This is a genomic window from Roseateles depolymerans (assembly GCF_003387155.1).
GTDB classification, from domain to species: domain Bacteria; phylum Pseudomonadota; class Gammaproteobacteria; order Burkholderiales; family Burkholderiaceae_C; genus Roseateles; species Roseateles depolymerans.
This window is the reverse complement of the sequence record NZ_QUMT01000003.1, coordinates 91,134-117,898: the sequence shown is the minus strand read 5'-3', so window position 1 is coordinate 117,898 and position 26,765 is coordinate 91,134. Positions and strand designations below refer to the sequence as shown.

Annotated in this window: 22 protein-coding genes, 1 tRNA gene, 2 pseudogenes and 1 riboswitch; of the genes and pseudogenes, 3 read left to right on the top strand and 22 right to left on the bottom strand. The window is 67.9% G+C overall.

The window, feature by feature from the left end; translation table 11 throughout:
- Positions 1-146: 146 nt before the first annotated feature.
- From DES44_RS14325 to DES44_RS14220, 20 genes and pseudogenes are all read right to left on the bottom strand, one after another.
- A complete protein-coding gene (locus DES44_RS14325; RefSeq protein ID WP_147307097.1) occupies positions 147-1,121 on the bottom strand; it encodes a hypothetical protein in 975 nt (324 codons plus the stop codon).
- An 87-nt stretch (positions 1,122-1,208) separates the two neighbouring features.
- Positions 1,209-2,255 carry a nicotinate-nucleotide--dimethylbenzimidazole phosphoribosyltransferase gene (gene cobT / locus DES44_RS14320; protein WP_058934016.1) on the bottom strand — a complete coding sequence of 349 codons (1,047 nt, stop codon included), beginning with the start codon at positions 2,253-2,255 and terminating at the stop codon, positions 1,209-1,211.
- Positions 2,256-2,378: 123 nt separating this feature from the next.
- Positions 2,379-3,842 (bottom strand): cobyric acid synthase, encoded by a 1,464-nt coding sequence (locus DES44_RS14315; protein WP_058937221.1) that lies wholly within the window; start codon positions 3,840-3,842, stop codon positions 2,379-2,381.
- A gap of 47 nt (positions 3,843-3,889) precedes the next feature.
- Entirely contained in the window at positions 3,890-5,161 is a 1,272-nt protein-coding gene (locus tag DES44_RS14305; RefSeq protein ID WP_058934017.1) for an aminotransferase class I/II-fold pyridoxal phosphate-dependent enzyme, read from the bottom strand.
- 62 nt (positions 5,162-5,223) lie between these two features.
- Positions 5,224-6,138, bottom strand: a complete 915-nt coding sequence (gene cbiB, locus DES44_RS14300) for an adenosylcobinamide-phosphate synthase CbiB (RefSeq protein ID WP_058937222.1) — start codon at positions 6,136-6,138, stop codon at positions 5,224-5,226.
- Between the two features lie 99 nt (positions 6,139-6,237).
- Positions 6,238-6,807, bottom strand: a complete 570-nt coding sequence (gene cobO, locus DES44_RS14295) for a cob(I)yrinic acid a,c-diamide adenosyltransferase (RefSeq protein WP_058934018.1) — start codon at positions 6,805-6,807, stop codon at positions 6,238-6,240.
- The gene (locus DES44_RS14290) at positions 6,804-8,144 is read right to left on the bottom strand and encodes a cobyrinic acid a,c-diamide synthase CobB (protein WP_116001625.1); all 1,341 of its coding nucleotides are present in this window, start codon (positions 8,142-8,144) and stop codon (positions 6,804-6,806) included. The genes cobO and DES44_RS14290 overlap by 4 nt, the downstream gene beginning before the upstream one ends.
- A gap of 102 nt (positions 8,145-8,246) precedes the next feature.
- Complete coding sequence (locus tag DES44_RS14285; RefSeq protein ID WP_058934020.1) at positions 8,247-9,032, bottom strand: ABC transporter ATP-binding protein; 786 nt, start codon at positions 9,030-9,032, stop codon at positions 8,247-8,249.
- Positions 9,029-10,036, bottom strand: a complete 1,008-nt coding sequence (locus DES44_RS14280; RefSeq protein WP_058937223.1) for a FecCD family ABC transporter permease — start codon at positions 10,034-10,036, stop codon at positions 9,029-9,031. Before DES44_RS14280 ends, DES44_RS14285 begins: the two co-directional genes overlap by 4 nt.
- Positions 10,037-10,044: 8 nt before the next feature.
- Positions 10,045-10,989, bottom strand: coding sequence for an ABC transporter substrate-binding protein (locus DES44_RS14275; RefSeq protein WP_058934021.1), 945 nt, complete (start codon positions 10,987-10,989; stop codon positions 10,045-10,047).
- A gap of 23 nt (positions 10,990-11,012) precedes the next feature.
- On the bottom strand, positions 11,013-11,570 hold the full coding sequence (cobU, locus tag DES44_RS14270) for a bifunctional adenosylcobinamide kinase/adenosylcobinamide-phosphate guanylyltransferase (protein ID WP_058934022.1): 558 nt from the start codon (positions 11,568-11,570) through the stop codon (positions 11,013-11,015).
- Positions 11,571-11,605: 35 nt separating this feature from the next.
- On the bottom strand, positions 11,606-13,552 hold the full coding sequence (locus DES44_RS14265; protein WP_058934023.1) for a TonB-dependent receptor plug domain-containing protein: 1,947 nt from the start codon (positions 13,550-13,552) through the stop codon (positions 11,606-11,608).
- Positions 13,553-13,622: 70 nt separating this feature from the next.
- Positions 13,623-13,930, bottom strand: a riboswitch (cobalamin riboswitch).
- Positions 13,931-13,944: 14 nt separating this feature from the next.
- On the bottom strand, positions 13,945-14,679 hold the full coding sequence (locus DES44_RS14260; protein ID WP_147307096.1) for a hypothetical protein: 735 nt from the start codon (positions 14,677-14,679) through the stop codon (positions 13,945-13,947).
- Between the two features lie 314 nt (positions 14,680-14,993).
- Positions 14,994-15,608 (bottom strand): annotated as a pseudogene (gene pth / locus DES44_RS25625) (aminoacyl-tRNA hydrolase); the annotation flags it as partial.
- Between the two features lie 101 nt (positions 15,609-15,709).
- Positions 15,710-16,327: a 50S ribosomal protein L25/general stress protein Ctc gene (locus DES44_RS14245; protein WP_058934025.1), complete on the bottom strand. Its 618-nt coding sequence runs from the start codon at positions 16,325-16,327 to the stop codon at positions 15,710-15,712.
- Between the two features lie 111 nt (positions 16,328-16,438).
- Positions 16,439-17,401: a ribose-phosphate pyrophosphokinase gene (locus tag DES44_RS14240; protein ID WP_058934026.1), complete on the bottom strand. Its 963-nt coding sequence runs from the start codon at positions 17,399-17,401 to the stop codon at positions 16,439-16,441.
- Positions 17,402-17,470: 69 nt separating this feature from the next.
- Positions 17,471-17,547, bottom strand: a tRNA-Gln gene (locus DES44_RS14235).
- Positions 17,548-17,726: 179 nt separating this feature from the next.
- A pseudogene (ispE, locus tag DES44_RS26130) lies at positions 17,727-18,686 on the bottom strand (4-(cytidine 5'-diphospho)-2-C-methyl-D-erythritol kinase); the annotation flags it as partial.
- 120 nt (positions 18,687-18,806) lie between these two features.
- Positions 18,807-19,385, bottom strand: a complete 579-nt coding sequence (locus tag DES44_RS14225; protein WP_058934028.1) for an outer membrane lipoprotein LolB — start codon at positions 19,383-19,385, stop codon at positions 18,807-18,809.
- Positions 19,385-21,358 carry a tetratricopeptide repeat protein gene (locus DES44_RS14220; RefSeq protein ID WP_083525366.1) on the bottom strand — a complete coding sequence of 658 codons (1,974 nt, stop codon included), beginning with the start codon at positions 21,356-21,358 and terminating at the stop codon, positions 19,385-19,387. Before DES44_RS14220 ends, DES44_RS14225 begins: the two co-directional genes overlap by 1 nt.
- Before the next feature lie 133 nt (positions 21,359-21,491).
- Here DES44_RS14220 and mutM point away from each other — a divergent pair, with 133 nt between their 5' ends.
- From mutM to DES44_RS14205, 3 genes are all read left to right on the top strand, one after another.
- Positions 21,492-22,358 (top strand): bifunctional DNA-formamidopyrimidine glycosylase/DNA-(apurinic or apyrimidinic site) lyase, encoded by an 867-nt coding sequence (gene mutM / locus DES44_RS14215; protein WP_058934029.1) that lies wholly within the window; start codon positions 21,492-21,494, stop codon positions 22,356-22,358.
- 85 nt (positions 22,359-22,443) lie between these two features.
- Complete coding sequence (gene mutY, locus DES44_RS14210; RefSeq protein WP_058934030.1) at positions 22,444-23,517, top strand: A/G-specific adenine glycosylase; 1,074 nt, start codon at positions 22,444-22,446, stop codon at positions 23,515-23,517.
- A 40-nt stretch (positions 23,518-23,557) separates the two neighbouring features.
- Positions 23,558-23,911, top strand: coding sequence for a hypothetical protein (locus DES44_RS14205; protein ID WP_058934031.1), 354 nt, complete (start codon positions 23,558-23,560; stop codon positions 23,909-23,911).
- Positions 23,912-24,009: 98 nt separating this feature from the next.
- Here DES44_RS14205 and rapZ read toward each other — a convergent pair whose 3' ends face one another.
- Positions 24,010-24,921: an RNase adapter RapZ gene (rapZ, locus tag DES44_RS14200; protein ID WP_083525367.1), complete on the bottom strand. Its 912-nt coding sequence runs from the start codon at positions 24,919-24,921 to the stop codon at positions 24,010-24,012.
- A complete protein-coding gene (recN, locus tag DES44_RS14195) occupies positions 24,918-26,735 on the bottom strand; it encodes a DNA repair protein RecN (protein WP_083525368.1) in 1,818 nt (605 codons plus the stop codon). The genes rapZ and recN overlap by 4 nt, the downstream gene beginning before the upstream one ends.
- Between the last annotated feature and the right edge of the window lie 30 nt (positions 26,736-26,765).

The following is a 26,765-nucleotide window of genomic DNA, read 5'->3' as shown; positions in this document are numbered from 1 at the left end:
CCTCGCTGTCATGCTCCAGCCCGCCTTGCAGGCCAGGCGGAAAGTCGGAGGCGGAACGGGGTTTGGTCATGGCAACTCCTTGCACACGGCCCCCAGGTTGAGGGCCACGGCTGACAGCGGCAATTCGGCTGCCCAGCCGGGGCGCTTTATTTCCCGGCCAACTCACTCACCGACCGTCCAGCCGCCCGCGCCGCCACCCGGCACCGCCACACCACCATCGGCACCAGCCCCAACATGGCCAGTACCCAAGTGGCCGGCTCCGGCGTCACCAGCGGCGATGCCGACAGCAAATAGTTCGTCCCCGTGCGCGACGACAAGGAATAGCTCAGCAGTGATCCGTCCAGCGTCGTCACCCGGGAAATCCCGTTCCAGTACAGCCCCGGCGATTCGTCGGTATACGCCGAGCCATTGGTCGACACACCACCCGGATTCAGATCGCTGGTCAGCAGCATGTAGAAGTCCAGCGGCACCTCGCGCCCAATGAGGATCTGCGCCGAGAAATCGAACACCCCGTAAGTCCTGCCATCCGGTCCGCTGGCGTTGTGATAACGCTCCAGCACCGTGCTGCCATCGAACTGCAGCGTCTTGTTGGTTTCCCAGGACGCAAAGTGATCGTCAATGCCCAGCACAAACAGCGTATTCAGGTCGCCCGCCTTGCCCTGCACGCCGGCAGGCACCGCACTGGCATCCAGGAAGGTCTCGCTGGTCCCGAACAGGGTGACGCTGAAGTAGATGCGCGCAAAGGCATCGCTGGTGTTGGCATTCAGGGTCAGGGTGTCGCCCAGATAAGCCTCGGCCCGCGCAGTCGCAGAGCCCGGTCCCGCAAAGGCCGTCCCTAAGGACCCCGACACTGAGCCGGGCGCCAGGGTCGTGCTGGCAAATGCACTGGACACCGACGGTTCGCCGGGCCCGCCGCCAATAACCGCCGCCGACACCGAGGTCGGAGCGGCCCCGCTGCCCGCCGCGCCGTCGCTCTGGGTGTTGCCGCCCGCGGTCACCGTCACCGACTGGAACGAGTCGGGCGGCCGATTGAACTGGGCCTGGGCCAGGCTCATGCCCAGCGTCAGGGGGAGGGCGAGCAGCATCAGCCGGCCCCGCAGCATGCGTGCAGATCTTGTCATGGGACTCCCTGTCGAACGATCTCGCTCGATAGCAAGCGTGACGCCCACCGGGGGTCCCGGACATCCTTCAAATTAGGGATGACCGCATCAGCGCTGGTCGCTCACCCCTGCGCTGTCAAAACTCGCCATGTCCGACAACACCTGGCAGGCCGACCCCAGCAGCGGCCAGGCCAGCGCTGCGCCGGAGCCTTCGCCCAGTCGCAGGCCCAGGTCCAGCAGCGGCTGCGCCTTGAGCGATTCCAGCATCAGCCGATGGCCGACCTCCTGGGAGCGATGCGCAAACACGCAGCGTTCCAGCACCGCCGGCTGCAGACGGGCCGCCACCAGCACCGCCGCGCCGGTGATGAACCCATCCACCACGATGATCCGCCGCTCCAGCGCCGCCTGCAGCACCGCGCCGACCATCATCGCGATCTCCAGCCCGCCCAAGGCCGCCAGCGCAGCCAGCGGGTCGGTGGCGCGCGGATGCCGGTTCAAGGCGCGGGTCAGCACATCGAGCTTGTGCTTGAGCTGCGCATCATCCAGCCCGGTGCCGCGTCCCACGCAATCCACCAGCGCATAACCGCCCAGCCGCGCCAGCAGCAGCGCCGCTGCCGACGTGTTGCCGATGCCCATCTCGCCCAGCAGCAGCACATTGCCCGGGCGTTTCTGCAGCAGCGTCTTGCCGGCGGCCACGGCGGTGCTGCACTGGTCCGGCGTCATGGCCGGGCCGGCCAGCATGTCGGCGGTGCCCATGGCGATCTTGGCGATCAGCAGACCCGCACGCGGCTGGAACTGATGCTTCACGCCGGCGTCCACCACGCTCAGCGTCAGGCCGTGCTGACGTGCCAGTACCGACACCGCCGCGCCGCCCGACAGGAAGTTCTCCACCATCTGCCAGGTCACCTCGGGCGGGAAGGCAGACACGCCATGGGCGGCGATCCCGTGATCGGCGGCAAACACCATCATCTGCGGTTCCACCAGCTGCGGCGTTTCGGTGCCCAGGATCAGGCCCAGGCGCAGCATCAAATCCTCCAGCCGGCCCAGCGACCCCAGCGGCTTGGTCTTGCGGTCGATGCGGTGCTGAAGACGCGCCGCCAGGGCCGGGTCTTGAATCGAGGAAATGACGGGGATCAGATCTTGAGGGGTGGACATAACGGTGACGAAGTAGCGAATCGGTTCCTGGGAGCGGCCCACGCGATGTAACGCGGGTGTCGCCGGGTCGGCATTCAGGGCCTACCCGTAGAAGGCGGTCTCTTTGAGGGGCAGACCCTTGAGTCAGGGGGGAAGGGCGGGCGCCGGGGACAGCAGGCCGGCCAGCACGCCGGGCGCGAAGTGACGGTCCACGTAGTCGGCCAGGCCGTCGAAAACATCTTCCAGCGGGCGGATGGGGCGCTGGAACAAGGCGGTCAGCACCGCGTCGTTTTCGAACAGGCCGTGCAGGTAGTGGCCCAGCACCGGGCCGTGCTGCCAGCCGATGACCTCGCCGCGGTCGTCCCACAGGACGGGCGTGGCAGCCGCCAGCGACGGATGCTGGGCGGTGCGCCCGTGATGGATCTCGTAGCCATGGGCGGTCTGGTCACCGAGGGCGGACCAGGGCGCCGCCAGGGTCGGACCTGCAAACCGGGCCTGCGTCTCGCGCAGCAGCTTCTCGCGTTCAAACTGCGTCACCAGCGGCAGCAGCCCCAGGCCCGGTGCGTTGCCATCCACCCCATGCGGATCGATCAGCGCTTCTCCCAGCATCTGCAGGCCGCCACAGATGCCCAGCACCGGCCGACCCGCAGCCGCATGCTCGGCAATGCTGCGGTCCAGCCGCTGCTCGCGCAGCCAAGCCAGGTCCGAGGCCACGGCCTTGGAGCCGGGCAGGATGATCCAGTCCACCTCCGCCAGATCCGCCGGAGTGCGGGCCCATTGGAGACGCACGCCGTCGAGCTGCCGCAGCGGCTGGAACTCGTCTAGGTTGGACAGGCGCGGATACGCCACCACCGCAATGCGGCACAGGCTGCCGCTGCCGGTGATGCGATCGTCGAAGACGCCGTCTTCTTCCGGCAACCCGTGGCCGCGCCACATCGGCAGCGTGGCCACGGTCGGCACGCCGGTGAGCTGCTGCAGCATCTCGGGGCCGGGCGCCAGCAGAGACGCGTCGCCGCGGAAGCGGTTGAGCACGAAGCCGCGGATCAGCGCACGCTCATGCGCCGGCAGCAGCTGATGCGTGCCGAACAGATGGGCGAAAGCGCCGCCGCGGTCGATGTCGCTCACCAGCAGGCAGGCCGCATCGGCGGCCAGGGCGGTGCGCATGTTCACGTAGTCGCTGTCATGCAGGTTGATCTCTGCCGGGGAGCCGGCGCCTTCGATCACCACGACGTCGTTTTCCGCCAGCAGCGCGTCCAGCGCCTCACGGGCACGGGCCCACAGCGATTCACTGCGGGCGCGCCAGGGCGCACGTGTCAGCACGTCGTCGACCTCGCCCAGCACGACGACCTGGGAGGCGGTGTCCTTCTCCGGCTTGAGCAGCACCGGATTCATGCGCACGTCCGGACGCGCGCGGGCCGCCAGCGCTTGAAAGTATTGGGCCGAGCCGATCTCGCCCATGCGTCCGTGCAGGCCGGGCACGACCCGCGCGTTGTTGCTCATGTTCTGCGCCTTGAACGGCGCCACGCGCAGGCCCTGGCGGGCATACCAGCGGCACAGCGCCGTGGTGAGAAAGCTTTTGCCGGCGCCGCTGGTCGTGCCCAGCACCATCACGGCACGTCCGCGGGGGCGGGCGGTGGGGAGGTCGAGGGTGGCAGTCACTGGGGATCCTGTTGGGAAGCGGGGGGCAAGGGCAGCAAGGACGGCATGTCCGCCGGCGAGCGCCGCCGCACGACGTGATGGGGGCCCAGCACCTGATGCAGCGCTGTGAGCAGGGCCATCTGGGAAGCGGGCGTCTGCACCGACAGGCGCACCCAGCCGGGAAAGCCGAAGCTGGTCGCGTCCCGCAGCTTGATGCCGTGATGACGCAAGGCGGCCAGCAGGGCTGCTGGGGTGGCGGGGGGCGTGTGAGGCATCACCGGGAACACGGTGATGCCTGTTGCAACCGTTGACCCGGCAGCTTGCAGAGCGTGTGCAGCTTCCAGCTTTTGTTGACCGGTCCCGCTGGTGCGAGTGGGCTCTATGGGAGCCATCTTCCGCCGCGTTGAACCGAGATCCAGATCAAGGTCCAGCTCAGGATCCAACTCGCTGTCCGCCCCCAGCTCCGGCAGGCGCGCCATCCAGAAAGGCGTGACGCTGCCGGGCATCACGTCGAAGCCCCAGGACGCCAGACGGCCTTGCTGCTCCTGCACCCAGTCGCGCAGCAGCGCGTGAGAATCGGCCAATTCGTCCTGCACCTCGCTCTGCGCCCAGGCCCTGAGCAGCGCCTCACCCTCGGCCGACAGCACCCAGCTGGCCGCGAGCGCAACGAGTCGATCCCGCCAGTCATCCTGTACCGGCGCCAGGAGATAGGCGGCGCGAACACCGGTCAGGCCCAGTGCCTTGTTGGGGCAGATCAGCCGCCACACTTGGTCCGTCAGGCTCGGCGGTATCGAAGAAGCCCCGTGCAGACGCAGCGGCTCATAGGCCTGGTCCACCACCACCCGGCTGCCGGAGCGCTGACGGGCGTTGTCGATCGCGGCCCACTCGGACGCAGCCAGCGTGCGACCGGTCGGATTGTTGGGGTCGCAGATCCAGACGAGGCAGGGTACGTCCATGGCGCGGACCATCGCGTCGGCATCCAAGCAGGGCACCACCGTCAGGCCCAGCGCCTGCGCGGCTGCCGCATAGTCCCCGAACCCGGGCTGCGGCACGCAGACCCGGCGCACGCCGGCCAGCATCGCCGCGAGCGTGATCCGGCGGATGGCCTCCGCGCCTCCCGCTGTCGGCAGCACCCGCTCGGCCGCGACGCCATGCCAGTCCGACAGGTGTTGGCGCAGGGCGCTGTAGCTGGGGTCGGGATACCGCTGGCGGTCCGCGGCCAGCACGGCATCCAGCACCGCGGGAGGCGGGCCCAACGGATGCGCATTGGTCGAAAAATCGCAGGTCACGGCAGGGCCTGCATCAGTGCCGCCGTGTTCCGGTATCTGAGTCTGCGGCTGTGTTGTGTCGGTCACGTCAAGCCTCCCCTCGCGCCGGCTGCCAGCAGTGCTAGCGCCAGCACGCAGCCCCACAGCGCGCGCGACGCCAGGCGCTGCGCTGTGGCCATGTCGCCGGGCTGTACGGCGGTGCCGCCCTCATGCAGCTGATAGTGACCCGGCTTGCTCAGGCGACGATCCAGTCGCAACGCCATGGCGCCCATCGGCCAGCCGCCGTTGGGAGACGGCGTGCGGCCGGCTTCGCGCAACAGCGGACCCAGCAGCATCGGGCGCCCGGCGAGCAGCGCCAGACCCGTCAGACGTGCCGGCACCCACGACAGCAGGTCATCCACCCGCGCCGCCCATTTGCCGGCCCATTCCCATTGGCCGCGATAGCCCCACATCGCATCAGCCGTGTTGGCGAAGCGGTAGACCGCTGCGCCCGGCAGACCCGCGATGGCAAACCAGAACAGCGGCGCCACCACCGAATCGTTGAGGTTCTCGGCCAGGGTTTCGATGGCGGTCTCGCGCACCTCGGTGGCGTTGAGCACCGTCGTGTCCCGGCTCACCAGCCGTGACAGCTGCTGGCGCCCGTCGTCCAGCGACCGGTCCAGTTGCGTCTCCACGGCCGCCACTTCTTCGCGCAGCATGCGCCAGGCCAGCATCGGCTTGAGCAGCAGCCCCAGAACCCCGCTCGCAGCCAGCAGTGCCGCCGTGCCGCGCCACGGCTGGAGCAGCGTCCACACGGCCTGCTCGACCAGCAGCGCCAGTGCGGCGACCGCCACAGCGCCCAGCAACCAGGCCGCCGCACCGGCCACCAGGGCCTTTCGGGGCGGCAGCGACGTCAGCCATGCACTCCACAGGCCCAGATATCGCCCCATGCCGACGACTGGATGCAGCTTCACCGGCGGCTCGCCCAGCAGGCGGTCCACTCCCAGGGCTACCAGCATGGCGAGCGGGAGCAGCAGCGGCAGCGACACATTCAGCGGCGTAAGCAGTGACAGCGGCGCATGGAGCGCATGGAGCGCATGGAGCGTCATGGCGGGGCCTCAGTCCTCGATGCCGCGTTGCGCCGGCACCCCGGCGGTGAAGTGATGCTTCACCTGGCCCATCTCGGTGACGGTGTCTGCCAGGTCGATCAGCTCCTGCGGCGCATTGCGCCCGGTCAGCACCACATGCACGTGGGGCGGACGCTGGCGCAGGGTCTCCAGCACCGGCTCCAGCGGCAGCCAGCCATAGCGCAGCGGGTACATGATCTCGTCCAGCACCACCAGGAAATGCTCGCCGGCCTCGATCGTCGCGCGGGCGCGTTCCCAGCCGTCACGGGCCAGTTGGGCCGAATGCTCCAGGTCCTTGCTCTTCCAGGAGAAGCCGTCGCCCAGGCCTTCGATGGGAATGCCCAGTGTCTCGAAGACGCGGTGTTCGCCGAAGCGGGCGCTGGGCACCTTCATGAACTGATAGATGCGCACCGCCTTGCCGCGGCCATGGGCACGCAGTGCCAGGCCGAAGGCCGCCGTGCTCTTGCCCTTGCCGTTGCCGGTGTGGACCAGGATGAGTCCGCGACGCTCACCGGTGGGAATGATGCGTTCGCGATTGACGGGGGGTTGTTCGATGTTCATGGGGCGAGGGGGCGGAAAAACGCGGCCACTGCGGTCGGGTTCGACGGGAAATAGTGGTGCAGGTAGCTGGCCCGCAGCGCACCCTGCTGATAAAGCGGCTCCGCCGTGCGCCCGCCGTTGGGATTGGCGGCGACCGCCACCGGGACCAGCGGTGTCTCCATGGTGGAGTAATGGAAGCTGTGTCCGCGCAGGGCGCCTTCGGGCCAGTCCACCGATTGCAAGCCCAGCGCGGCCAGGCGCGATTGCATCCGGGCGCTGCCAGGCATCAATGCGGCCATGGGGTGGGCCACGCCGTCCGCATCGGTCAGGTGGTCCAGCAGCACCAGCATGCCGCCGCATTCGGCCAGCAGCGGCCGGCCGGCGGCGAGGTGCTGCCGCAGGCTCTCGAAGAAGCTGGGATGAGCCTTCAACGCGGGCGCGTGCAGTTCAGGATATCCGCCGGGTAGCCACAGGCCATCGCAGTCGGGCAGCGGATCGCCGGCCAGCGGGGAGAAGCTCAGCACCTCAGCCCCGAGGTCTCGCAGGCAGTCGAGGTTGGCGGGGTAGATGAAGGAGAAGCAGGCGTCCTGGGCAACGGCGATGCGCAGGCCGCGCAGGGGACGCTCTTCCGGTGCTGCTGGCGCGCTGACAGCATTGGCCGCGGCAGGGCGCGCCTGACTGGGTGTCGCATGCAGCGCTCCCAGCGACTCGAGTCCCTGCCCCAGCGCTTCGCCGGCCTCCCACGCATCCGCCCAGGCATCCAGGCGCGCATCGATATCCGCCAGCTCCAGTGCCTGCACCAGGCCCAGATGCCGCTCCGGCAGGCTCAGCGCTTCCTGCCGCTGCAAGGCGGCGACCAGCGGCAGGTCCGGCGGCAGTCCCTCCGCCACCATGCGGGCATGCGCCGCGCTGCCCACACGGTTGGCCACTACGCCCGCCACGCGCAGGTCGCTCCGGAAACGCGCCAGCCCCGTGGCCACCGCAGCAAAGGTCTGCGCCATGCCGGAGGCGTCCAGCACCACCAGCACCGGCAAGCCAAAACGCGCCGCCAGATCGGCACTGCTCGGTGCGCCGTCAAACAGCCCCATCACCCCTTCCACCAGCACCAGATCGGCCTGCCGGCGCGCTTCATCCAGCAGCGCGCGGCAATGCGCCTCGCCGCCCATGAACAGATCGAGCTGATACACCGGATGCCCGCAGGCCCGGCCCAGCACCATCGGGTCGAGATAGTCCGGTCCGGTCTTGAACACACGCACACGAAGGCCGCGGCGAACCGCGGAGCGAGCGATGGCCGCAGTAATGCTCGTCTTGCCCTGGCCGGAGGCCGGTGCGCTGATCAGGAAAGTGGGGCAGGTCATGGAAAGATTGATCCGGCGAGTGATGTCGTCAAAGGCAGGTCATTGCCCGCGACGCGAGGCCGCTGAGGATCTCGCTCGTTGCGATGCTGCTGGTGCCGCTGATTACGCATTGAGTGCCACCCAGCGTCCCTGCACCTGCAGGATCATCAGCCGATGCTGGAACACCTCCTGGAGCGCGGCATGGGTGGCCGGATCGTGAGGCGCACCCTGGTGGACGATGCGGCCGTCGGCCATCACCACCAGTCGGTCGGACTGCAACGCGATGTTGAGCTCATGCAGCACGCTGACGACGGCGCCGCCCTGGGCCACGCGGTCCCGCACCAGTCGCACCCAGTCGCTCTGATGGGGAGGATCCAGATGGGCCAGCGGTTCATCCATCAGCAGCAGGCCGGACTGCACCGCCAGCGCCCGCGCCAGCAGCACCCGCTGCCGTTCGCCGCCGGAGAGCCGGCTCAGCGGGCGGTGGCGCCAGTCCCAGCTCTGCGTCTGCTGCATGGCCTGTTCCACGGCGGCCCGGTCCGCGTCGCTCGCCGGCGCCAGCCAGGCCTGATGCGGCAGGCGGCCCAGCATCACCACGTCCAGCGCGGTCAGGTCTTCAGCGGTGGTTTCCTGTTGGCCCAGCCAGGCCAGGTGCTGGGCCCGCTCCCGCGATGGCCAGGAGGACCAGGCGCGCTCATCCAGCGTCAAGGTGCCGTCAAACGGCAGCAGCCCGGCCATGGCCCGCAGCAGGGGCGACTTCCCCGCACCATTGGGCCCGACCACCGCCATCCATTCACCGGGGGCGGGTGAGAGTGTCAACGGATGCAGCACCGCGCGGTCGCCCAAGGACAGCGACCGCAGCTCGATGCGCAGCCGCGGCACGCCCGACAGGCTGTGGGCGCGGATCATCTTGCCGCTCCCAGCACGCTGCCGCGGCGGTGCATCAGCCACAGCAGGTAGCTGCCGCCCAGCAGTGCAGTGATGATGCCCACCGGCAGCTCCTGCGGGGCGATCACCCAGCGGGCGCCGATGTCCGCCGCCAGCAGCAGCGCGCCCCCGGTGAGCGGCGACAGCAGCAGCAGCGCGCCGTGCGGCGTCGGTCCCCAGCTGCGCACGAGATGCGGCGCGATCAGTCCCACGAATGCAATCAGGCCGCACTGCGCCACCGCAGACCCGGTGGCCAGCGACAGGGCGGCGATCAGCAGCAGACGGATGAGCGACAGCTTCTGGCCGAGCGACCGGGCCGTGTCCTCCCCCAGCGTCAGCGCATCCAGCGCCCGGCTGCAGCCCAGGCCCACCAGCAGGCACACCAGCAGCGACAGCGCCATCACCTGCACCGCGCTCCAGCTCACAAACCCTGTGCTGCCCAGCATGAAGGCCTGCATGGCGCGCAGCGCATCCGGGTTCATCAGCGTGAGCAGCGCGGCGCCAGAGCCCAGCACCACGCCCACCACCACGCCGGCCAGCAACAGCCGCAGGCCATGCGCCACGCCCCGGGCCAGCACCAGCGACAGCACCACCGCCAGCACCGCGCCGCTGAACGCCGCACCGGTCATGCCGATGCGCAGGGCCAGCGCGGTGGCGGTGGGCGACAGGCCGATGGCAAACAGCAAGGCGGCCACGCCCAGCGATGCGCCGGCCGAGCAGCCCAGCAGGTAGGGGTCGGCCAGCGGATTGCGGAACAGCCCCTGCGCCATCGCGCCCGCCAGGCCCAGCAGCGCACCGGCGAGCCAGGCGCCGAGGGAGCGGGGCGCGCGGATGTCCCAGAGGATCTGCCGCAGCGTGTCGTCCGGAAACGCCTCTGCCCCGAACCACGGGCTCCAGCCGGTGCTGCCGACGCACAGGCCCAGGGCCAGCAGCAAGGCGCCCACCAGCAGCAGGCCCAGCAATTGGGCGGCGGTGCGTGTGCCCATCGACGGCATCAGCGCATGCCTCCGGGCGGCGCATTAAAAGGCGCGCTAGGCCACAGGACCGGTCCGGCGGCAGCCTCCTTCAGGCAGCGGGCCATCAGCGCCGCGGCCTCCGACATGCGCGGGCCGGGCCGCACCAGGACGTCGGATTCGGCGGGCACCCAGACGCAGATCTTCTGCTGGCGCACCGCGCGGATGCTGGCCCAGCCGGGACGCTGCGGCAGCCCGACGGCATTGCGCTGGCCCACCATGATGACCTGCGGGTCCGCCCGCACGATGTATTCAGGATTGAGCTTGGGGAACGGACCCAGCTCGGGCGGCAGGATGTTGCGCGCGCCCAGGCGCGAGAGGATCTCGCCGATGAAGGAACTGCTGCCTGCACCGTAAGGGCCGGCATCGACCTCGTAATAGACGCTCAAGCCGCGTGCGGACGCCGGCAGGGAGGCCGCGCTCTGGGCGATGTGGCCGTCGATGCGGTTCCACAGCCGCCGCGCTTCTTCGGTCCGGCCCAGCACCTGGCCGACCTTGCCCAGCACGCGCTGCACATCGGCCATGCTGCGCGGCTCCAGCGCCACCACCTTCAGGCCCAGCGACTCCAGCCGGTCGATGACGCGGGCCGAGACGCCCAGCAGCACGACGTCGGGCTTGAGGGCCACCAGCATTTCGATGGCGGTGTCGTCCAGGCCGCCGAGCTTGGGCAGGGCCTGGATGCGGGCGGGATAGTTGGAATACCGGTCCACGCCGACCAGCTTGTCGCAGTCGCCCAGGTCGCAGACGGTTTCGGTGAGCGAGGGCAGCAGGCTCACGATGCGGCGGGGCGGGGCGGTCAGCTCGACGGTGACGCCGCGGTCGTCCTTGATCGGCAGGGCGGTGGCGTGCGCGGAGGCGGCGGTCAGAAGGGCCAGCAGCGCCGTACGCGCAACAAGAGCGCTACGCGCAACAGGCGCCAGCAGCATCCTCATGGCCAGAGGGCATCGAGTCATTCCAGATCCTTTTGTACCGGCTGGGTCCAGGGCTGGCCCGCGACCATCAGCGTCAGCCGGTCACACTGCCGCGCGATCAACTGATTCAGACGGCCGAGTTCATCCACATAAGCGCGCACCTCGCGCCCCATGGGCATCACCCCCCAGCCCACCTCGTTGGACACGAAGATCACCGGCGAGGTGAGCGAGGGCAGCAGCTGCTGCAAGGCGGCGCATTCGGTGCGCCAGTCCTCCAGATGCGGCTCGCCGCTCATCGGCATCAGCCAGTTGGTCAGCCACAGGGTCAGGCAGTCCACCACCAGCAGGCGGCGCGGCGACGCATGGGCCCGCAACGCCTCACACAGATGCAGCGGCTCTTCGATGGTGTCGAAGCCTTCCGGCCGGTCCTGCTGATGGCGCAGGATGCGTTGCCGCATCTCGTCGTCGTGGGCCTGCGCGGTGGCCAGCACGCTGACCTGATGGCCGGGCGTCGCCGCCCATTGCAAGGCCAGCCGCTCGGCATGCCGCGACTTGCCGCTGCGCTGACCCCCGACGATGAGCTGATGTGCCGCCATGGATGAAGTCCTTGTGGATGCCGATGAGGTGCTGGTCAGAACGACGGCGAGTAGCGCAGCGTCACCATCCAGGTGCGCGGCGCCTGCGCATAGTAGGTGGCCGTCTGGTAGCTGCGGTTGAAGGCATTGTCCAGGTTGAACTGCACGCGCCAGTCCGACGTGAAACGCCAGGTGGCATCGAGGTTCACCAGGCCGTAGCCGCCCAGGCGCGTCTTGTTGGCCGCATCGTTCCATCGTTCGCCGGAGCCCTGCAGCGTGGCGCCCAGGGTCCAGGCGGCCAGGTCGGTGTCAGCGCGCAGGCTCCCGAAGCGGCGGGCCCGACGTGCGAGGGTGTTGCCCGTGCTGTTGTCGGTGGGATCACTGAGATCCAGATGACCGCTCAGGTGCACCCGGCCCAGCTGCGTGCCGGCTTTCAGGCTGGTGCCCCGCAGCGTGGCCTGGGCGATGTTGCCGTAGCAACCGGTGGAAGACGGGCAGGTGCCGGCGGCCCCAAAGGCGATCAGGTCCCGCACTTCGTTGCGATAGGTGGTGATGGCGAATTCGTGGCCGGCACCCGTCCAATTCAGTCCCAGCTCGGCGTTGTGAGCCCGCTCCGGCCGCAGGGCCTCCACACCTGGCAGTGCCAGGTTGGGGCCATAGATGCTGCCGCGCTGATACAGCGTGGGTGCGCGGAAGGCATTGCCCACCGATGCGGTCGCCCGCCACCCACCGCCCAGCTGATAACCCGCCGCCGCGATGCCGGTGTTGACGCCGCCGAACTGCTGGTCGTCGTCATGGCGGCCATGCAGCTGCAGGCTGGCCGCACCGGCCTTGAGCAGGTAGCTCAAGCCCAGGGCGTTGTCGTAGCGGGTGTCCTTGCCGTTGGTGACCAGGGCGCTGTTGTCCAGCTGGTCTTCACGCCGCTCCAGCAGCGCGTTGATCTGCTGGTGTTCATCGACCCGGTAGAACGCCTGCAAGGTGGCAGTGCGCAACCGGGTGCGGGTCAGGTAGACCGAGGTGGGGCCGGTCTCCAGTTCCGAGCGGGATTCAGACAGGCTGAGGTCGGTGGAGAGCGCTGGCGACCAGACACCGGTCCAGGCCAGCCGGCCCGATTCGGTGGTGGTGATGTTGCGGTCGTCCGCGGTGCGGCTGGCGTCGTAGCCGCTGTTGGTGCGGCTCTTGAAAGCCACGGCTTCGATGCGATGGGCATCATTCAGCCAACTGCCCAGGCGCAGGCTGCCGCTGTAGTTGCGCCAGCCGTCCTTGTCCGGATTGGAGCTGCTGGTGCCCGTACGCACGTAGCTGTTGAAGCCGGTGCCGCGGTCCATGGCCAGCGACGCGGCATAGTCGAAACGTCGGCTGCCGCCGGTGATGCTGGCATCGGCCCGGCTGGCGCCCAGGTTGCCGCCGCCCAGGCCCAATTCCACCTGGGTGCGGCCGTTGCCGCGGCGGGTGAAGATCTGCACCACGCCGCCGATGGCGTCGGAGCCATACAGGGCGCTGGCCGGGCCCTTGAGCACTTCCACGCGGTCGATCTGGGACAGGGGCAGGGTTTGCCAGTCGGCACCGCCGCTGGACTGGGAGTCGATGCGGACCCCGTCGATCAGCACGACGGTGTGCCGGGTCTCGGCGCCGCGCAGGTAGAGGCTGGTGTTGGCACCGGCGCTGCCGTTGCGGGACATCTCCAGACCGGCGACGTTGCGCAGCAGATCGGGCAGGCTGCCGTAGCCTTGGCGTTCAATGTCGTCGCGGGAGATGAGGGTGAGGTCGCCCAGCACGTCGGCCAGGCGCATGGGGCTGCGTGAGCCGGTGACGGTGATGTCGTCCAGTTTGCGGGGCGGGGCGGTCTGGGCCTCGGCGGCCAGCAGGGCCGCGGGGGCGACCGCAGCGAGGGTCAGGGCGCTGAGAGACCGCAGGGAGAACAGCGCAGACAGAGCGGTCGAAGAGGTGAAGGCAGGCAGCGCACGGGCCCGGGGCCGGACGCTCAGGAAGCAGCGGGACATGGAAGCAATCAACAGGCAATACGGCCGCCAGCTTCCCCGCAGGCGTCCGTGACACGACCCACGCCTTGCGGCGGTGGGCCTCCTGTTGGCCGGTATCCGGGCTGGTGGCGCGATGTCTGCGTCCTTCCCAGTGCAGGGCACCAGTGGACATGAGGACAGACACGGCCGGACGACGGGTTCACGGTGCGTGCCTCGCGCTGGACGCGGGAAGCGCGAAGCGGGGGAGGGCATGCAAGCGTGATCAGTCGGCCGGCGGCCACTTACCGTTGCGGGGACAGCTCAGGTTGGCTGTCGGCCCGAAGGACCGCCGGCTTCCTGATTCCCGTTTAACTGCACAGGCGCAATGCCTGCACGAGCACCAACGGGGCGGATTCTAACGGGCGGGGGGCGCGTCAGGAGGGCGAGGCGGTGGGGTCGGCTTCGTCCTTGGTGCGCGGTTTCTTGCGCGGTTTGGAGGAGGGGGAGGTGTTGCCGTCCTTCTGAGCTTTGGGTGGCTTGGGAGGCTTGGGTTCCTTGGGCTCCTTGGGTGCTTTAGGTGCTTTAGGTGCCTTCGGTGCCTTCGGTGCCTTTGGCTCCTTCGCTTCTTTGGGTGGCTTCGGCTCCTTGGCTTCCTTCGCCTCTTTGGGGGCCTTCGGCGCTTTCGGTTCCTTCGGTTCCTTCGGGGCCTTCGGCTCTTTGGGTGCTTTGGGTGCTTTGGGTGCCTTAGGCGGAGCCGGCTGCTTGGGCTTGGGTTTGGCCTTGTCCTTGGCATGCCGGGCGGCAGCTTCGGCGGCGGGGGCGAGTGTGGTCAGGCCATTGATGCCGGCGGCTGCCGGCGAGGCGCCCCGCTGCGCGGCACCGGCTTCGCGGGATCGTTGCCGAGCTTCAAGGTCGCGCGCCTCCTGTTGAGTGCGCTGCCGGGCGGCTCGCTGCTGGTCGGGCGTGACGCGATCTTCCGGAAGATCCACCGCACTGCTGGCCATGCCGGGTGGGCAGGGGCTGTCCCGCAAGTCCTGGCCCTTGGGGCCGCAGCGGTAGTACTGGGAGCGCCCATTCGCGGGCGAAGCCGCCCCGTCTGCCGGTCCTGCCATCCCGTGCGGGGATGTTGCGAGCAATAAGATTGCGAGCAGGACGGCGGCAGGCTTCATGGCTAATTCTCTTTCGACGAGGTGCCGGGGGTTGGCGTGCCGGTGGCGTTGCCAGCGGTGCCAGGTGTGGCCGCGACGCCGGCTGCGTGGCCGCCGTCGCCTGCGCCGGAGCCGGTGCCGGTGCCAGTGCCAGTGCCAGTGCCAGTGCCAGTGCCAGTGTCGGTGCCGGTGCCGGTGCCGGTGCCGGTGGTGCGAGCGGTGCCGGCATCTTTGTTCGCCGTTGCGGTCGAGGCTTGACCCAGTGGGACCGCGCCCGCATCCGTGCGCGCAGCCGTGCCCTTGTCCTTTTCCTTGTCCTTCCCAGCATCCTTACCCGCGCCAGGCTCCTGACGCGGCGGCTTGGGCCGCGGCGGTTTGGCGTGGATCTTGGTCAGCGCCTTGGCCAGGTCCCCCTGCAGCATCAGCGGCACGGCGTCCATCGACTTGGCGATGCAGTCCTCGATCAACTGGCGCTCGGCCAGCGGCGGCTTGCGCAGCACATAGTTGGCCACCTCCGCCTTGTGCCCCGGATGCCCGATGCCCAGCCGCAGGCGCCAGAAGTTGGGGGAGCCGAGCTGGGCCTGCATGTCCTTGAGCCCGTTGTGGCCGCCATTGCCGCCACCCTGCTTGAACTTCATCTCGCCCGGTGCAATGTCCAGCTCGTCATGAATGGCCAGGATTTCCTCCGGCGCGATCTTGAAGAAACGCGCCAGCGCCGCCACCGACTTGCCCGACAGATTCATGTAGGTCATCGGCTGCAGCAGCCAGATGGGCCCGGACGCGCCCGGCGCGTTGTTCACCCGCGCCACCAGCCCGTGGTAGTTGCGGTCCGCCTGCAGCGTGGCGCCAAGGCCGCGTGCCAGCGTGTCGATCCACCAGAAACCCGCGTTGTGGCGGGTGTCTTCGTATTCGGTGCCGGGATTGCCCAGGCCAACAAGGAGTCGAATCATGAGGGGATTATCGAGTGGAGCGCCCATGAAAAAGGCCCCGCTGAGCGGGGCCTTCGCTGCCCTTTGAAGAGGGCGTCCCTTGGGGGGAACCGACAAGAAGATTACTTCTTCTTCTTGCCCTTGGCTTCCGGTGCCGGAGCAGCGGCCACCACGATCTCTTCCACAACGGCAGGCACCGGGGTGGCGATCACGGGGTTCGGCTTGCCGTGGGTCACGATCTTGATGTGCGGGGCCAGCTTCAGGTCGTTCACGTGCACAGAGTGACCCATGGTCAGGCCGCTCAGGTCCACTTCAATGAACTCGGGCAGCTGCTGGGCCAGGCAGGTGATCTCCAGTTCGGTGATCACGTGATTGACGGTGCCCTTGTCGGTCTTGACGGCCGGCGATTCGGCTTCACCCACGAAGTGCAGCGGCACCTTCTTGGTGATCTTGGTGGTGGCGTCCACGCGCTGGAAGTCCACGTGCAGCACTTGCGGCTTGTACGGGTGCATCTGGTAGTCACGCAGCAGCACCTTGGTGGTGGCGCCGGCCAGTTCCATGTCCAGCAGGGAGCTGTGGAAAGCTTCCTTCTTCAGGGCGTGGAACAGGGCGTTGTGGTCCAGCTCGATCGAGACGGGTTCACCAGCACCGTAAACGATGCCAGGCACCTTGCCAGCGTGACGCAGGCGGCGGCTCGCTCCGGTCCCCTGCAGCTTGCGCTCAAAAGCGACGAATTTCATATTCAACTCCAATGTGACGGACAACCCCCATGGCTGTCCGGGTGAAGGCCCCGCGACCAGGCGCCTTCTGCTTGATGAAGACCCGACGGGCCTTCACCAGAACTCTGCATGTCAGAAGTTGTTGTTCTGCTCGGAGAACAGCGAGGTCACCGACTCACCGTCCGAAATACGGCGGATGGTTTCGGCGAACAGGAATGCAACGGACAACTGACGGATCTTGCCGCAGGCCTTGGCGGCCTCCGACAGGGGAATGGTGTTGCTGATGACCACTTCGTCCAGCTGCGAGCTCGAGATGCGCTCGATGGCCGGGCCGGACAGGATGGGGTGGGTGCAATAGGCGAAGACGCGCTTGGCGCCGCGGTCCTTCAGGACTTCCGCGGCCTTCACCAGCGTGCCGGCGGTGTCGATCATGTCGTCCATGATCACGCAGTTGCGGCCGTCGATGTCGCCGATGACGTGCATCACTTCAGAGACGTTGGCGGCCGGACGGCGCTTGTCGATGATGGCCAGATCGCAGCCCAGCTGCTTGGCCAGCGCACGGGCGCGGACCACACCGCCCACGTCGGGGCTGACCACCACCAGGTTTTCGTAGTTGCGGGCCTTCAGGTCGGACAGCAGCACCGGCGATGCGTAGATGTTGTCCACCGGGATGTCGAAGAAGCCCTGGATCTGGTCGGCGTGCAGGTCCATCGTGAGCACGCGCTCGACGCCGACGGTTTCCAGCAGGTTGGCCACGACCTTGGCCGAGATGGGCACGCGGGTGCTGCGAGGACGGCGGTCCTGGCGGGCGTAGCCGAAGTAGGGAATCACCGCGGTAATGCGACGGGCGCTGGCGCGCTTCAACGCATCCACCATGATGAGCAGTTCCATCAGGTTTTCGTTGGTCGGCGCGCAGGTGGGCTGGATCACAAAGACGTCGCGGGCGCGGACGTTTTGCTGGATCTCGACAGTCACCTCACCGTCGGAGAAACGGCCGACCACAGCCTTGCCGAGCTCGAGGCCCAGATGGGTGGCGATTTCTTTGGAGAGGGACGGGTTAGCGTTACCCGTGAAGAGGACGGTATTGAGCAGCACAGCGGGCCATCCAAAAAATTTGTGGCCCGGTGGCCAACCCAGCGGGTCCCGGATTGAAACTAAGAAATTTGGCAGGGGAGGAAGGACTCGAACCCTCGCATGTCGGAATCAAAATCCGATGCCTTAACCAACTTGGCGACTCCCCTACACAGGACATTGTGCGTGGCACAACACCCTTTAACCTTCAGTCTGCCGCCCAGCCCAGTAATGGGTGAGCTTCAAGACTGCGACACATTCTACCAGCCCATTTCGGAGGTAAATCAAATGGAAGACTAATATTTAGTGAACCATTTGCTTTTGCTTCCGATGTCGCCTTGGAATTACTTCCTAAGCTGGCATTTGAGTCATCAGCATTCTGCTGCGAAGCCGAGAGTATAGCAAATACTGCGCTGCCTGAACCCGTCATTCGACTATTGCCGTAGCGAGTTTGCAACCAGTGCAATGCTTCCGAAACTTCCTGGCTTGCAGATTCAGCAGGAGGCTGCAGATCATTTCTGCCCCACCCTGAAACTGCCAGTTCAGTGAGTTTCTCAAGCGTTGCTTCATGCAAGTCAGTATCGCTTTGGGTAATTCCCGAAGGACCCGAAGGAATACTCTTGAGCACGTTGCCTGGATTCTCAGCTCCAGCGTGACCGGTATTCACAAGGCTAGTCTGATGAATCTGACTAACTTCGTGCCCGCCGTTCACTGCAGGAAAGCCCGCTACTATAGCCACACTTTTCGACCTCCGCAACAGGGGGCTCGAAAAAATTTCTTTCGTGCCGATACTCACCTGCGGCTTGATCACCGCCAGGGGCGTCACCGGCACCTTCACGGCGTGAAGAATCTCACCAATGCCCTCGACGAAGGCATTGCGACCGCCCACGAAGAAGGGCACGTCCGCACCCAGCTGGAGCGCAATCGGCAGCAGACGCGACCGCGGCCAGTTCAGTCCCCACAGGCGGTTCAGCGCCAGCAGCGTGCTGGCCGCATCGGACGAGCCGCCGCCCATGCCGGCCCCGGCGGGCAGGCGCTTCTCGATATGGATGTCCACGCCGAAGGACACACCGCTGGCCGCCTGTAGTGCACGCGCGGCGCGCAGGCACAGGTCGTCCGGGGGCAGGGCGTCGCCCTGGTCGTGACGATGCAAGGCGCCATCCGCACGGCGCTCGAAATGCAGCGTGTCCGCCCAGTCGATCAAAACGAAGAGAGACTGCAGCAGGTGATAGCCATCCGGCCGCTTGCCCACCACATGGAGGAACAGGTTGAGCTTGGCCGGTGCGGGGACGTCGTAGAGGGCGAGCACGGAGCGGATTGGGGTCGGGGTTGGAGGGGAGGGACGCGGTATTGTCCGCCAAGGCGCGACAGCGCTCCCCCGCCACTGAGCTACTTTGGCCCTTCGTTACAGGGCCACAAGGTCGCAGCGCTACTGCGCCTCGTCCAGCTTCAACCGCAAGGTCGCCAACGGTTCCGCCCCACCGGGGTTCATCCGCTGCGCAACGATCAACCCGCTGGAGAAGCGGCGCAAGTCCACCTGCCAGCCCAATTGCTCGAAGCCCTGGTCTCCCGTGCGGCGATGCTCCGTGCCCGGCCACGGCTGGCCCTTGAGCCAGTCGAACAGCGCCTGCACCGGCAGTGCTTCGCCCAGCAGCTCCTGGGTGAGCGCATCCAGCGTGTCGTAACTGCGTTCCTCGTCCGGTGTGCGCAGCTGCGCCCTGCCGGGTTGCCACGACACTCGCGCCAGCAGGCTGCCCATCGGCGTGCTCATTTCCAGCCGACCGCGCGCCGGGTCGCCCAGCAGCTCGAAATTGGCGGTGACGTTCTGTCCCCGTGGCTGCCCCCCTGCACCGGCGGGCACCACCAGGCCGAATCGTCCGGTCAGGCGAGGCGCCTGCGCCAGCGCGGAGGCTTCCTGCTCACTCACCTTTGGCACGCTGGTGCAAGCGCTCAGGCCCAGGCCCATCACCGCAGCGGCCACTGCCGCCACCCACATGCGACGCTGCATCAGGGGCGCACCTTCAGCCGCTGCAGCGTGCTCTTGACCGACTCATTGTCCGGATCGCGCTTCATCGCATCGGCGAAGATGCGTCGCGCTTCGTCCTGCTGACCGGCCGCCCACAGCACTTCGCCCAGGTGGGCGGCGATCTCGGGATCCGGCCGCGAGCCATAGGCCTGGCGCAGCAGCCGCTCTGCTTCGCCCATGCGGCCAAGGCGGAACTCCACCCAGCCCATGCTGTCCATGATGAAGGGCTCGCCCGGCGCGAAGCTCAGGGCCTTGGAGATCAGGTCCCGCGCCTCTTCCAGCCGTTCATTGCGATCCGCCAGCGCATACCCCAGCGCGTTGTAGGCGTGGTAGTGCTGCGGCTTGATCTGGATGACCTTTTGCAGCAGCGCTTCCATCTCCTTCATCTTGCCCAGCTTCTCGGCCATCATCGATTGCTCGTAGAGCAGATCGGTGTCGTCGCCATAGGCGGTGACGCCTTCGCCGAGCAGGTCGTAGGCCGTCTGCCACTGGCGGTTTTCGCGCAGCAGCTGGGACTCGGCCAGCAGCTTGGCGCGACGGTCCTTCACATCGTCGCCGGGCAGCGATTGCAGCAGCTTGCGCCCCTGCTCCAGCTTGCCCTGACGCGCCAGCAGCGAGGCCCGCCGATACGCGATGTCCAGGTTGCCCGGCGCGGCATCGATCTGGCCCAGGCGCTTTTCCGCGGACTTCAGATCGCCCCGCATCTCGGCGGCCTGGGCCAACAGCAGCTGACCTTGCTGACGGGCTTCACGGTCGCTCAGCTCCAGGCGTTCACGCTGGGCGGGTTGCTCGTCCAGCAGGCGCATGTAGCGCTGGATGGCGGTCTCGGCGGCATCGGGATGTTGAAGGTCCAGCTCCAGCGAGCCCAGGGCCAGCCAGGAGGTCAGGTTCTCTGGCGATTGCTCCGTGAGCAGGCGGAACTCCCGCGCGGCATCGGCCGGTCGCTGCGCACGGGCGAGGGCGCGTGCGTAGGCCTGGCGCAGTGCCTGGCGGTCGGGATGGGCCTGGAGTTCGGCCGTGATCAGTGACTCCGCTTCGGGGCGCTGCGGCAGCAGCTCTACGGCCAGCAGCAGCGGCTCTTCCCGGTCCGGGAAATCCCGCTGCGCCGTTCGCACATTCACCAGGGCCGCTTCTGAATTGCCCGCCAACTGGGCCAGACGCGCCAGCACCATCAGCGACACAAAGCGGGTTTCCGGCCGCGCGGCGGTCTCCTGCAGCAGCGGCTCCAGTCCATCCAGCACCTTCTTCGGTTCCGGCGTGCGCGCAAACAATTGAGGAATACCGGCCAGCAGCCCAGCACGGGCGTCCGGCACATTCAGGGCGAGCAGCGCCCGCAGCGGTGCAGCCACCTCGGCGGGGCGGTTGAGCAGGGCCAGCAGCTGGATCAGCGTGCGGTGCGCTTCCTGCGAGGTCGGCAGCGTGTCGCGCCAGGCGCGGGCGGCCACGACGGCCTGGTCGCCGGCACGGGCTTGCAGCGCAATGGCGACGACGCGCCGGAACAGGGCCTCGTCTTCGGAGCGACGGGCGGCGTCCAACAGCACCTGGTAGGCGACACCGGGCTGCTCGTTTTGCAGCTCCATCTCACCGATCAGCAACTGATAGAACAGCGGTGCGTCCAGATCGGAGTTCTGGACTGGCTCCGGCGCGGACGCGGCCGATGCAGGCGCAGCCGGTGCTGCGGGAGCCGTCGGTGCCGCAGGCGATGCAGGCGCCGCGGGAGCGGCCGGCGCAGCGTTCTTGCCCCCGCCTGCCGGCGCGGCCGCAGGGGTGGACGACGGCGCCGAAGCGCCCGTCGCCGCCGGCGTCGCGGCGCGAGCGGGCTTGGTCGCCTGCGTCGCAGGACGTTTGGATGACTGGGCCGGCTGGACGGTCTGGGCGGTCTGGGCGTTCGCAGCGCAGCTCAGGGCAAGGACGGCGGGAATCCACCAGGAATGACGACGCACAAAGGCGGGCATGAAAAAACTCCTGAACTGACGCAAGGGAGGCAAACAAGACTCCGGACCATTCTAGGGACCGATGAGTCCCCCGCACAAAAGGGCTCTACGCCCCGACGAAGCGACTCAAGAACAGCCCCTCTATCATTGAGCCATGCCTGAGTTGCCAGAAGTTGAAGTTACACGTCTGAGCTTTGCCTCCGCCATTGAAGGGTCTCGTGTGCTGGACGTGCGCATGGGCAAGCCCCTGCGTTGGCCGCTGGGCGTGGAGGCCGGGCGGCTGGTGGGCCGACGGGTGGGGGCCGTGCTGCGGCGGGGCAAATACCTGTGGCTGCCGCTGCGCACCGACGGGGACGCCATCGATCTCCAGGACCCCGCCCAGCCGCTGCCGCCAGGCGGTGGGCTGTTGCTGCACCTGGGCATGTCCGGGTCGCTGGCCTTTCGGGAACAACCACCGGTCTCCGGCCCCCACGACCATTTCGAGCTGATCACCGACCGCGGGGTGCTGCGCCTGACCGACCCGCGCCGATTTGGTGCGGTCGTGTGGTCCGAGGGACTGGATGTGGCGCCGGCCGCCAAGCTGCTGGCCGGCATGGGCCTGGAGCCGTTCGACGAAGCCTTCGACGGCGCGCACCTGCACCGCGGCTTCAAGGGTCGGCGGGTGGCCATCAAGCAGGCCATCCTGGCCGGCGACGTGGTGGTGGGGGCGGGCAACATCTATGCGTGCGAGGCGCTGTTCATGGCGGGCATCGATCCGCGACTGCCCGCGGGCAAGATCAGCCGGCCCCGGGCGCAGAAGCTGGCGCAGGCGCTGACCCAGGTGCTGGGCGAAGCGCTGGAGGCTGGCGGCAGCACGCTGCGGGACTTCAAGGATGCGCACGGGGTGGCGGGCAGTTTCCAGATGCAGGCGCGGGTGTACGGCCGAGAGAAGGAACCGTGCCGCGTGTGCGGCACGCCGATCCGGCGCATCGTGCAGGGGCAGCGATCGACGTTCTTCTGCCCAAACTGCCAGAAGCGCTGATGGCTGCAAAGGCTGCGAGGCCCCGGATGGCGAGCAGGTCCTGCTGCCATGCGCCGACGCCCCACGCGCGATACTCCGCCCCCTGATGACCGACGAAGAACTCCAAACCCGTGTGCAGGCCCTGAGCGGCGACTTTGCGCCGCTGCTGCTGGCCTGGCAGCGCAAGGACGGCCGACACGACCTGCCGTGGCAAAACACGCGCGACCCCTACCGCGTGTGGCTCTCCGAGATCATGCTGCAGCAGACGCAGGTGACGACGGTGCTGGGCTACTACAAGCGCTTCCTGGAGCGCTTCCCCGATGTCGCCGCTCTGGCCGCCGCGCCGCAGGACGAGGTCATGGCCGCCTGGGCGGGCCTGGGCTACTACAGCCGCGCCCGCAACCTGCACAAGTGCGCTCAAACAGTGATGGAGCGCCACGGCGGCGCCTTCCCGCGCACGGCGGTGGAGCTGGCGGAACTGCCGGGCATTGGCCGCTCCACTGCATCTGCCATCTCGTCCTTCTGCTTCGGTGAACGGGTGGCCATCCTGGACGGCAACGTCAAGCGCGTGCTGGGTCGCCTGCTGGCCTTCGACGGTGACCTGGCGCAGCTCTCCCAAGAAAAGCGCCTCTGGCGCCAGGCCGAGGCGCTGCTCCCGGCCTCTGAAGCCGACATGCCCGCCTACACGCAGGGCCTGATGGACCTGGGCGCCAGCCACTGCTCGCCGCGCCAGCCGCAGTGCCTGCTGTGCCCGGTCTCCGGCCTGTGCCACGGGCGCGCGCAGGGGGACCCGACGCTCTACCCGATCAAGACCCGCAAGCTCAAGCGCGGCCAGCGCGAGAACTGGTGGCTGTGGCTGGAGCATGAAGGGCGGATCTGGCTGCAGCAGCGCCCCAGCGAAGGCCTGTGGGGCGGGCTGTGGACTTTGCCGATGTACGACAGCGAAGACGCCCTGGACGCCCATCGCCAGGCGCTGGGCGTGGCCGAGCTGGAAACGCTGCCGCGCGTGCAGCATGCGCTGACGCATTTCGACTGGGTGCTGCATCCGCGCCGCGCGGTGCTGGGGGCGACCGCGCAAGACGCCAGTGGCGCCCCAGCACTCCCGGCCGGCCAATGGGTCGCCCGGGAACAGCTGAGCCAATACGCCCTGCCAGCGCCGCTGAAGAAGTTGCTGGATTGACCCGAGTTTCGGAAGGGGCTGGCTGGGATATCCTCCGCCCTTGCAGCTCCTTTTCCTGCTCACCATGTCTTCAGCCGCCAAATCTCCCGTCAAAAGCGCCCTCGAATCGGCGCTGGTCGCCTTTCTGATCTTCGGCGGCTGCCTGTGGCTGCTGGTGTCGGGGACGGAAGACGGTGCGGACATCCCCGCCGGCCGCGGCGTGCTGTGCGGGCTGGGCATGTCGATCGGGCTGATCGCGCATTGGGTCTACATGGCCATCGCGGCCAAGCGGGCCGGACGCAATGTGCTGGGGTGGACGGTGCTGATGGTCCTGACGATGCCGATTGCCTCGGTGGTCCTGGCCATCTTGCTGACCAACCAGGAAGAGGCGGAGCAGGGCAGCCGGACGGCTTGACCGGGCCCGGCGGTTGCAGGGCCACCGACAGGGTCCTTGCAGGTGCGTCGCCTGGCCTCGCCTTGTCAAGCCAGACCAGGCCAGATCCGGCCTCGGCCTTAGCGAGCGTCCAGCTCCCGATGCCGCTTGAGCACCTGCCCGTGATAGGCAAACTGCTTGGCCAGCGTCTCCACCAAATACACCGACCGATGCTGCCCGCCGGTGCAGCCAATGGCCACCGTCAGGTAGCTGCGCTGGTCTGACCCGAAGCTGGGCAGCCACTGCGCAATGAACGCGCCGATCTGGCTGAGCATCAGCCGCACTTCGGGCTGTTGCTCCAGATAGTCCGCCACCGGCTGGTCCCGCCCCGTCAGAGGCCGGAGTTCCCGGTCGTAATAGGGGTTGGGCAGCACCCGCACGTCAAACACGAAGTCGGCATCGCTGGGCACGCCGTGCTTGAAGGCGAAGGACTGGAACACCAGCGTCAGCGACGATCCGCTCACCCGCACCAGGTCCCGCACCCAGGCGCGCAACTGCGCCGGACGCAACTGGCTGCTGTCGATCACGGTGGACTCCATGCGCAGCGGCGTCAGCAGCTCGCGCTCCAGCGCGATGGCTTCCTGCAGGGCGCGATGGGTGTCGCTGTCGTCCACACCGGCGCGAAGCGGATGCGGGCGACGGGTCTCGGAGAAACGACGCAGCAGCGTGTCGTAATCGGCGTCCAGGAAGATGCTGCGCAGGGCCACGCCTTGCAGACGCATCTCCTTGATGTGCAGCAGCAACTGGGGCAGCGAGCCCGCGCTGCGGACGTCCACCGCAATCGCCACCCGGCGACGCGAGCCGCTTTCCTGTTCCAGCTTCAGGAAATGCGGCAGCAACTCCGGCGGCAGGTTGTCGACGCAGAAGAAGCCCGCGTCTTCGAGCGCATGCATGGCGATGGACTTGCCGCCGCCGGACATGCCGGTGACCAGCACCAGTTCGGTCATGTGGGCGGCCTGGCCGGCGACGGTGTTGTCGGGCGGGGACGTCATGGTTTGACCTTTCGTGTCTTGCCGGAAGAACCCGCTGAACTCGCTGACCCCGCTGAACCGGCAGAGCCCGTGGACCCGCCTGCACCGGACGTGTCGGAGCTGCCTGCGCCTCCAGCGTCCGCGCCGTCAGCGCTGTTGGCGGACAGCGGCGTGGCGCGTGCGGAATGCGCCAGCATTTCCTGGGCATGGGCCAGGCTGGTGGAGGACAAGCGCTCACCGCCCAGCATCCGGGCGATCTCTGCGGTGCGGGCCTCACCCTGGATGGGCTGGACATCGGAACTGGTCTTGCCGCCCTTGGCGGCCTTGGCCACCAGGAAGTGATGGTCGGCACAGGCGGCCACTTGCGGCAGATGGGTCACCGCCAGCACCTGTACCCGCTGGCCCAACTGCTTCATCAAGCGGCCCACGGTTTCAGCGACGGCACCGCCCACGCCCGAATCGATTTCGTCAAAGATCAGCGTGCCCGCGCCGCTGTTCTGCTGGCTGGTGGTGACGGCAATGGCCAGCGCGATGCGGGAGAGTTCCCCGCCCGACGCCACCTTGCCCAGCGGACGCGGCGTGCTGCCGGCGTGACCGGCCACCAGGAATTCAGCGGATTCCAGACCGAAGGCTTGCGGCTCCTCCTGCGGCTGAAGCGACACCTCAAACCGCCCGCCCGCCATGCCCAACTGCTGCATGGCCTGCGACACCGCCTTGGACAGCGCCGGCGCCGCCTTGGCGCGAGCGGTGCTGATCAGCTTCGCTTCCTTCTGATAGGCCTTGAGCGCCTGCGCCTGCTTGGCCTGCAGGCCTTCCAGGTCGGTGGCGGCGTCGAGCTGCGCCAGTTCGGCCTTCCACTCTTCCAGCAGTGCCGGCAGCTCTACCGGCGGGCGACGGTAGCGACGCGCCAGGGTCACCCAGGCGGACACGCGCTCGTCCAGTTGCTGCAGACGGTCCGGGTCCAGCTCGGCGCCGTTCAGATAACTGCTCAGGCTGTGCGCCGCGTCCTGCAATTGGGCTTGGGCGCCGATCAACGCATTGACGGTGTCCTGCAGGCCAGCGTCGTAGGTCAGCACGTCCTGCAGGCTGGAGAGGGCGTCTTCGGTCAGCGCCTGGGCGTTGATCTCCGCTTCGCTCAACCGGTCCAGCGCACCACGGGCGGCGTCCATCAGCGACTGGGCATGGGAGAGCCGCTGATGCTCGGCATTGAGGTCTTCCCACTCGTCGGCCGTGGGGGCCAGACGGTCCACCTCGCCGATCTGCCAGCTCAGGCGTTCATGCTCGCGGGCCAGGTCGGCCTGGCGGGCCTGGGCCGTGCTCAGCGCTTCGCTGGCCTGGCGCCACTGGGCGTAAGCGGCAGCCACCGGGCGGGCATCAATCTGCCCGAACTCGTCCAGCAACTGACGCACGCTGGCCGGCCGTGTCAGGCCTTGCCAGGCGTGTTGGCCGTGGATGTCCAGCAGGTGCTCAGCCAGTTCCCGCAACTGCGCGACGGTGGCGGCGCTGCCGTTGATCCATGCCCGGCTCTTGCCCTGCGCGTCGATCACGCGGCGCAGCAGCAGGCTGGCATGTTCGTCGTCGGTGGCAAAGCCGCCTTCTTCCAGCCAGCTCAGCACCGCTTCGGGGCGGTCGAACTCCGCGGTGATCTCGGCCTTGGCCGCGCCTTCGCGCACCACGGCCGCATCCCCGCGACTGCCCAGCGCCAGTTGCAGGGCATCGATCAGGATGGACTTGCCGGCACCGGTTTCCCCCGTCAGCGCCGAAAAGCCGGCGGCGAAGTCCAGTTCCAGTTCCGGCACGATCACGAAATCTCGCAGGCTCAGGCGGCGAAGCATGTCGGTGAGTCCTTCAATGGCTCAAATCGG